Annotated in this window: 5 protein-coding genes; 1 reads left to right on the top strand and 4 read right to left on the bottom strand. The window is 48.7% G+C overall.

The genetic code is table 11. The features are described 5' to 3' along the window. On the top strand, nt 1-311 hold a 311-nt coding region (locus BM058_RS13240), incomplete at its 5' end, for an IS30 family transposase (RefSeq protein WP_143083026.1). Between the two features lie 380 nt (nt 312-691). On the opposite strand, the gene BM058_RS13235 is transcribed toward BM058_RS13240, so the two are convergent. From BM058_RS13235 to BM058_RS13220, 4 genes are all read right to left on the bottom strand, one after another. Next, nucleotides 692-1582 carry a putative sporulation protein YtxC gene (locus tag BM058_RS13235; RefSeq protein WP_090927529.1) on the bottom strand — a complete coding sequence of 297 codons (891 nt, stop codon included), beginning with the start codon at nt 1580-1582 and terminating at the stop codon, nt 692-694. Nucleotides 1583-2748: 1166 nt separating this feature from the next. Beyond that, entirely contained in the window at nt 2749-3858 is a 1110-nt protein-coding gene (gene mqnC, locus BM058_RS13230) for a cyclic dehypoxanthinyl futalosine synthase (RefSeq protein WP_090927528.1), read from the bottom strand. A gap of 111 nt (nt 3859-3969) precedes the next feature. After that, nucleotides 3970-4902 (bottom strand): primosomal protein DnaI, encoded by a 933-nt coding sequence (gene dnaI, locus BM058_RS13225; RefSeq protein WP_090927527.1) that lies wholly within the window; start codon nt 4900-4902, stop codon nt 3970-3972. An 11-nt stretch (nt 4903-4913) separates the two neighbouring features. Then, complete coding sequence (locus tag BM058_RS13220; RefSeq protein WP_090927526.1) at nt 4914-6326, bottom strand: replication initiation and membrane attachment family protein; 1413 nt, start codon at nt 6324-6326, stop codon at nt 4914-4916. Between the last annotated feature and the right edge of the window lie 27 nt (nt 6327-6353).

Genomic DNA, 6353 nt, shown 5'->3' with positions numbered 1-6353 from the left:
CATTACCAAACCAAGCTTTTCAAACGGCTACCGTCGATCGGGGAAAAGAATTTGCCTGTTACCCAAGAATCGAGCAGGAATGCAGCATTGATGTTTATTTTGCGGATCCTTATTCGTCCTGGCAGCGGGGCAGTAATGAAAATGGGAATGGGCTCCTTCGAGAATTCTTTCCCAAAGCAAGTGATTTAGCTCAGCTTACCGAAGAAGAGCTCCAACAAGCACTGGCTCTCATCAACGGACGTCCGAGAAAATGTTTAGACTGGAAAACCGCTCACGAAGCATTTGAGCAGGAAGTGTTGCACTTAGGTTGACAAACCGTCATTAAAAAAACCCCTTCCTCACTGGAAAGGGGCGTATGTGGGACGCGGTTCCACCCTTGGTTTCAAGTCTGCTGCAGCAAACCTGGTCTCAAAGCCGGATGTAACGTTCCGGTTCCGGCAGCGGTTAATGAGCATTCACGCCGTTCCCCGCTGCAGCTCAAAGGGGGTGGAAAAGCCGCGTTTTCGAAAAGCTTCCAGCCGCGGCTTTTCTCTCTGGGGAAAATGAAGACGGCTTTTCCGCATCCTTATCTCTGCTTTCGCTGTTTCGGATTTCATGCTTGTCATTATAGAACCTTATAACAGAAAAATCAAGCCTTGTTTCGTCCCCATACAGCTACCGCTTTAAAAATACTATGAATGCAGGGTGCACCTTATCCCGATGGCCATTCGTCCGGCGGGAGAACGATCAAATGTTCTTCAAATATTTTTTTAAACGTCTGAACAGTACCATCTTCAGTGTCAGTGTACAAATAAAGATACCTTGGAGATAGACTCACCGCAGGACTGATAACCATGTACTCAAATGGAAGCTGGTCTTCAAATACAATTTTGGGCTCCAGGTAATCCAGTCTGGTCCATTCATCAATCACCTGTTTGTTTTCATTTAAGAACACTGGTTCCTCCTGAAGCAGAATATGCACAGCTTCATGCAGCGGCCGCCTCTGCTTCCGGTAGTGGCGGCAGCCTTCCACAAGCGTTTGATATTCCTGCTCCCATTTGTATTCATCAATCGCTGCCGATGCTGCTTTTACAAGAAGTTGATAATACGCACCGAACCGAAACGTGAACATCGGACGCCACTGAATGCTGCGGTGATGTTTGATTTCTTCTGCCATTTCACGGTAAATGAAATGTTTGCGTTTTTGCAGCAGCGTCGTTTCAGGGACTTCCTCCCGTTCACCGTTCAAAAGCGAATGGGCAATTTCTGCAATGGCCGGGGCTTCTTCTTTATACAAAAATGATTCCTCGATATATTCCTTCACCCATTTCCATTCTTTCTCTTTCACGATGTAATCACTTAAACTGGCGGCAAGATACGGAACAAGACTTTCCCGCCACTCCCGTTCACTTCCCTGAAATTCCCAATGCAGTGCTGACTTATGTTTTTGAACCGCACCGGCTGGAATACCATTTTTTCTCCACCTCAGCTGATCATCCTTGAACATATGATACACACCGAGGCTGTCCGCTTCATAATCAAAATCGATGGAAAACAATCCTCTATTCCCCCTTGCTCCCAGCTTCACTTTTTCTTGTTTCATCTGTTCTGCTGTTCTATTCGTATGGATGAACAAGGGAAAACATGCCTAAAAGAAAAATGGTTGGGACAAAACCTATTTACAATAAAAACGAGTCTGGGACAAAAGATAACGAAGCGCAGGAAAACACGAAAGTCTTGAGTCGCTGTTCAGGAATCACATAGCAGCGGAGCTAAAATGCTTCGACTCCTGCTCCGAACAGCACAATCGGCGGGTACCCCGCAGAATGTGCGGTCAGAGTCGGCGTCCGCACGTAACCTTCCACAGGGTAATGACGTTTAAGGGGACACTGAATACTAGAAATTGCCTCAGGCGGTGTCCCCAACGACGTTTACGGGAGTGCGGAACTCCCTAAAGTGCCTTAAGAATCATTCATGACGACGTTTAAGGGCGCACCAAATGCTATAAAGTGCCTCCGGCGACATGCCCAGCGACGTTTACGGGGGTTCGGAACCCCCTAAAGTGCCTTCGGACTATTCATATTACATTTCACGCAGCGACGCGGGATTTTTGCTGCGTCGGCCCGTTCGTTTCCCGCTGAAAGCAGCCTCGATCCGTTCATGATGACGTTTACCGGTGAACGGAACCCTCTAAAGTGCTTTATGAATCATTCATAATGACGTTTAAGGGGGCACCGGATGCTCTAAAGTGCCTCCGGCGACATGCCCAACGACGTTTACGGGGGTGCGGAACCCCCTAAAGTGCCTTCGAACCCATTCCAAACGAACGTCTGTGACCCCATCGCGGAGCAGCTCAGGTGCAGTTTCGATTCCGGCAAACGGGGCCTGGAACGGCCGGGACCCGTCGGCTTCAACAAGCAGCTGATCCGGCAGCACCGCAGCCACAAGCCGTGTTCAGGCATAGAAGACACGGTGAGCCCCGCGAATCGATGTCGCCCTTGTACTCCGGAGTGCATAGAAGGCACGAGAAGCGCCAGCGAATCGACACCGCCCTTGTGCTATGGAGTAAAAGCGACGTATGTTGGCGCAGCGGGTTGTCTCAGCAACGAAAAATGCCGAACGATTTTTTAAAATCGTTCGGCATTTTTCTATCTTATACAGGTTTTGTCCCAGACTCGTTTTCATTTCTAAGATACATCGCTGTGCCAGAAGACGTTCGTGTCTTCTTCTGCCTGTTTGTCTTTTGTCCCGGACTCTTTATCTTTCAGTTTAGTTCTGCATCACAAAATCTTTGTCAGCCGTTTCTTCCCCGTCAAACCGGCGGAGAACATTGTATTTCGTGTCCCGCTGGATCGGGGTCCGGCCTGTTTCACGGATGAGACGGAGGATTTCGTTCGTATTCACTTTATGTGTCGTGCCGGCGGCCGATACGACATTTTCCTCCATCATCGTACTGCCGAAATCGTTGCAGCCGTAATCGAGCGATTTTTTCCCGGTAACAGGGCCCATTGTTACCCAGGAAGACTGGAAGTTAGGAATGTTGTCCAGGAACAGACGGGAAATCGCAACGTTTTTCAAGTAACCTTCCGAGGAAATGATTTCCCCTTTCATGCCGTTATTCCCCGGCTGGAATGTCCATGAGATGAACGCCAGAAAGCAGTCGGCTTCATCCTGTGCGTCACGAATCCGCTGCAGGTGCAGGGCTCTTTCTTCATATGTTTCAGTAAGCCCGATGACCATCGTGGCTGTGCCGTGCATACCGACTTTCTTCACTGTTTTCATGCACTCAATCCACTGCTGCCAGGATGACTTCATGCGGCTTACTTTATGCCGCGTTTTTTCCGTCAGAATTTCTGCGCCGCCGCCCGGTACTGAGTCCAGTCCGGCATTTTTTAGTTCCTTCAGCACGTCTTCTATAGAAAGACCGGATACTTCCGACATTTTATAAATCTCCGACGGAGAGAATGAATGCATTGTCATGCCCGGGTAGCGGGCTTTGATTTTTTTCAGAAGGTTGGTGTAGTATTCAAACGGAAGATCCGGATTGGTTCCTCCCTGCATCAAAATCTCTGTGCCGTCCACGTCCTGTGTTTCCCCGATTTTTGCGAGGATTTCTTCGTCTTCCAGCACATAACCCTCTTCCGACCCCGGCTTGCGGTAGAACGCACAAAAACGGCAGTATGTATCACATAGGTTGGTATGGTTGACATTCCTGCCGATAACAAATGTCGTTTCCTCTTCCGGGTGCCATTTTTTTGTTATTTCGTTGGCAGCTGCGCCGATTTTTTCCGTCTCATCGCTTTCATACAGCTTGACAGCGTCTTCTGTCGTGAGGCGTTCGCCCCGCAGCGCCTTATTCAAAATCGGATCGATGCTCATTATAACTACCTCCACTTAAAAAATGTGACTCTCGTGCTCGTGGTCTGCATCTTCCTTCTTTTCCTATATTACCATATTTTCCATGGTACGGGGCACTCATTACGAAATTCTTCACATTTCCCGGCGGTTTTTTCCGTCTACAAATACAGGGGTCGTCATATGCCGGATCCGCTCCATAATCCGTTTCGCCTTCAATTCTTCGATCCCGCCTTTCTGGGAATAAGCGAGATGATTTTCCAGCTCATCGTAATCATAATTCGATGTATAAATCGTCGGCAGTTTTTCCATGAGGCGGTAATGAAGAATGACTCCAAGGACGTCATCCCGGATCCAGGCCGATGTCGTCTCAGCACCGATATCATCGAGCATCAACACTTCAGCGTTTTTCACTTCATCCATTTTCTCCTGAACGGTACCATCGGACAAAGCCTGCTTCATTTCCCGGAAAAAGTCGGGAGCATACACAATCATGGAGGAAATGTCACGCGCCATCAGCTCATTGGCAACAGCACCTATCATGAAGGTTTTGCCGACACCGAATTTGCCGTGCAGATACAGACCTGTGGCGTCTTCACCCGGCGTTGTCTCAAAAGCGAATTTAAGACAGGCATTGCTGGCGGAAAGACGGCTTGCATGATCCTGATCGATATCCTCAAACGTTGCTTCGAGTATTTCTTTGGGGATGTACATACTTTTGATCAAGGACTGCTGCCGTTTTTTTTCATCCGCCTGCTGCTTCAGCTGACACGGATGATAACGGACGGTAAGCTGTCCGGTTTCTGAGTACAGTTCCGGCTGATATCCCTGCATCATGTTCGGGCAGTTCTCAAGCCCCGGACAGGCATCGCAGTGTTCCCGCTCCCGTTTGTATTCAAAAAGTTTCATCATATTATTTTCAACCATGGAACGGTCAATTTCCTCATGCTGCTGTAGAAAGGACTGGATTTTGGGATATGCCAGTACTTCTTCACGCAGCTTCTCATATCGGCGGCGCCAATTTGAATCTTTCATGTATTGGTCCAGCGAAGACCGAATGGAATCCATACGCGTTCACCTCATTGCTGCCGGCTGCTTTTACGCAGCCTGAGCATTTCCTCGAATTGCTGTTTCTCTTTGTTGAGTTTCTCTTCATCCTCAGCTCCTGATGCTTTTGCATGTGCCTGCTCGTTCTGTTTATCCTGTTCGAGCCATTTCGGCAGTTTGTCTTTTCTTACGTAAGGCCGGGGCTGCGTGCCTGCAGCCTGGGCAGCTTTGGCCTGGCCGCGGTGTTTTTGCTGCTGGTACTCCCATTTGGCCAGCTGCATGGCGTCTTTCACCGTGTTAATCTGTTTGCGCGCCCACTGCCCGGCTATTTTCTGAACAAAATTCTGGTTCAGCTTCATATTGTTCATCCGCATCACATAATCGATCAGTACATTAACGACGCCGGGCTGAAGCTGGTAATCATGCATGAGGGATTCCACAAGCTTCACATCCGCCTGCGGCACTTTGGCACCATCAGCAATGGTTTCCAGAAAAGTAACCGGGGACGTCTGTTCACAGAAAACGGCCATCTGATCATTTTCATCGGCCGGTTCCTTATCATCCATCATACGGTGTTCTTCGGGCTGGGTTCTTCTTCCCAGGGCAGGTGGTTCATTGCCGTATTCGTTCCGGTACCATTCCTGTACCTGACGGCGGAATTCCTGTTCATCCAGCTTCTCCTCGTTATCCAGCGAGCGCTGGACGATCCTGCTGATCTGCAGGGGCTGCAGACGGTACACAAACGCCATACGCTGTATCGCTCTTTTCGCCTGCTCATCAAGAAGCTTGTCCCCATCAATAAAAACAGGAAGATCGGCTTTCAGCAGCTCGAAATCAAAGTCTTCCTGCCGGAATGGAAGATCCCCTTGATGCACAAGTCCCTGATAGGCATGATAATATTCTGTTTCTGTATCTGCTGCAGCCGACACCATCTCCGAATGATGAAGTGACGTATAAATATCATTAAATGCTGCTGTCACTTCGGTATAAGCCTCTTTATCCACCGATTCCATCATAAAACGGCGGCGCAGTTCAATATAGCGGTTTTTTCCGAGCCTGTTAAACAAAAATACACTCAACACATCATTTTGAAAAAACTGAGCCGGTGTCATTGGAGGCTGCAATTCATAGACAAACAATGTTGATGTCTCTTCTTTTCGTTGAAACGTCCGAAGCAGACCAATTCCTTCAAGACCGCGGCGGGCTTCGTAAATGTCGTCAAGCGGCTGATTCAGCATTGCCATCAGCTCATGGTGCACCGATTCACTGCTTGTGAAACTATCCTTTTCCAGTTTGCTCCAAAACATCGTGTAAAGGGAGACCGCCGTTGTTCCAATTAACGGCTGATACAAAAGCTGCAGTGTTTTGTGTTCCCGCTCCCCAAGTTGATCCGCCGTCTGTACTTTAAACCGGTCCACCGGAAGAAGTTCTGTCCAATGCGGCATCTCCAGCTGTCCTCCCCTTCCTTATCG

This window comes from Salibacterium qingdaonense (assembly GCF_900114715.1).
GTDB classification, from domain to species: Bacteria; Bacillota; Bacilli; order Bacillales; family Marinococcaceae; genus Salibacterium; species Salibacterium qingdaonense.
The sequence above is the reverse complement of the archived record's forward strand: the minus strand, read 5'-3'. Positions and strand labels throughout refer to the sequence as shown.

What these genes read in the sequence shown, in the direction of transcription:
- mqnC (WP_090927528.1), bottom strand. Translation starts at nt 3,858, where the DNA reads ATGAGCATCGATCCGATTTTGAATAAGGCGCTGCGGGGCGAACGCCTC.
- BM058_RS13220 (WP_090927526.1), bottom strand. Translation starts at nt 6,326, where the DNA reads ATGCCGCATTGGACAGAACTTCTTCCGGTGGACCGGTTTAAAGTACAG.
- dnaI (WP_090927527.1), bottom strand. Translation starts at nt 4,902, where the DNA reads ATGGATTCCATTCGGTCTTCGCTGGACCAATACATGAAAGATTCAAAT.
- BM058_RS13235 (WP_090927529.1), bottom strand. Translation starts at nt 1,582, where the DNA reads ATGAAACAAGAAAAAGTGAAGCTGGGAGCAAGGGGGAATAGAGGATTG.